Consider the following 1311-nt stretch of genomic DNA (forward strand, 5'->3'; position numbering starts at 1 on the left):
AAAATAGGCAGCTACCACCGCGTAGCCCCGCCCCCCCAGCCCCCCCCACACCAGCAGGCCCAGCAGGCCCGCGTGGATGACCCCTGCTCGCGTCAAAGCCTTCTGAGGGCTCAGCAGACCCAGCACCACCAGAGCCAGGTTGAGCCAGAGTGCCACCCCCCACTGACTCAGAAGCCACGCTTGCCACATATACCCTTAAACTTTAGCCACAGCAATTTGGCCAGATAATTCTCAGCACAAGCACCAATATAGCAATTCGTGTTAAATCGTAAAAAAATCTTTTATCGACTAAATGCCTCTCCCTGTAAACGTGCCGGTCAAATCTCCCACCACCCTCCTATTCCTCTTAGAAGGAATCAGCACCCGGCCTTCCCTTGTCTATCCTCTCCCTGAATTCCTGAGAATCTTATCCCCTATCACCTTCGTATGCTCTTCTTGCCAACTCTCTGGTAATGCCTCTGCTTGGGTAATATCCTGCTTTGCCCTGCTGTGATTCTAAACACTAACGGCTTCCCCAAACCATCCACACTCACATGGATCTGAGTGCTGTATCCACCTCGACTCCTCCCCAAAGCTTGCTCCCCTTTTTTTGCGGCTGCCCAGGGGTGAGCACGAACGACAGTTGAGTCAAGGATAAGATGCTCTAAGTCAGGGTCTTTCCCAAACTCCCAAGCAACTCCAGCGATAGAATCTCTGGTGTATCATTTTCCATATCTTTTTGGGAGGTAGCGCCACGGGGATCCAGAGCGAGCTATTACAGCAGGCCTTGGATAAACTGTTTGCATCCTGCCTCTTTGCCGATGTGGATCTGGATTCTGTTTTCAGGAAAGCTATAATTTTTTGCTATTTTATTTGCTGTGATCTGCAGCAAGATAACTCATCAGACCTTACCCAAAAACTGTCCTTATCATAACTAAATGCAAAAAACCTAACGACTACACCTTTTGCCGTTCAACTGGGATCTTCAGCCAACGGCTTAGTTCCGAGGCCAACCACTCCAGCTCTGGCTCCTGCAAAGGGATCCCCGCTCCCAACTCGTATTTGCGGTTGCCCGCCCAGATGTTCAACTGTGGGCTTTGGCGTGGGATCAGCTCCAGCCGGTCAATATCCCATCGCCGACTGGGGGGAACATTGCCAAACCTCAGGCCAAACACCTCGTGAGCCAGGCGAATGTATTTTGTGTCGATCCGTAGGTGGACTTTGCCGAATAGACCGTAGAGGATCCCGCCCACCATCCCCAACCCCACCCTCCAGAAGGGCAGGGTGAACAGGCCAACCACCAGATTGACCGGAAAAGGCGCAAGCCCAACC

General features: G+C 52.2%; 2 pseudogenes. Both read right to left on the reverse strand.

From position 1 onward, the window contains the following. Positions 1-262 precede the first annotated feature (262 nt). Positions 263-837: pseudogene (locus tag NW837_RS13595) on the reverse strand (IS5 family transposase); the annotation flags it as partial. Positions 838-935: 98 nt separating this feature from the next. Then, a pseudogene (locus NW837_RS13600) lies at positions 936-1311 on the reverse strand (serine/threonine protein kinase); the annotation flags it as partial.

This window comes from Synechococcus sp. R6-10, from assembly GCF_047461815.1.
Taxonomy (GTDB): domain Bacteria; phylum Cyanobacteriota; class Cyanobacteriia; order Thermostichales; family Thermostichaceae; genus Thermostichus.